The following is a 206-nucleotide window of genomic DNA, read 5'->3' as shown; positions in this document are numbered from 1 at the left end:
CCGACCTGACGCGAGAGCAGGATGTGCTCACGGGTCTGCGGCATCGGGCCGTCAGCAGCCGAACAGACCAGGATCGCGCCGTCCATCTGGGCAGCACCGGTGATCATGTTCTTGACGTAGTCAGCATGGCCCGGGCAATCGACGTGGGCGTAATGACGTTCGGTGGATTCGTATTCGACGTGTGCGGTCGAGATCGTGATGCCACG

1 protein-coding gene is annotated in these 206 nt (G+C 62.1%); it reads right to left on the bottom strand.

Annotated features, from left to right (window positions below; genetic code table 11):
• On the bottom strand, window positions 1-206 hold a 206-nt coding region (locus ACW6W5_RS17900), incomplete at both ends, for a GTP-binding protein (protein ID WP_458233684.1).

Source organism: Stenotrophomonas sp. IS26 (genome assembly GCF_054188265.1).
The sequence above is the reverse complement of the archived record's forward strand: the minus strand, read 5'-3'. Positions and strand labels throughout refer to the sequence as shown.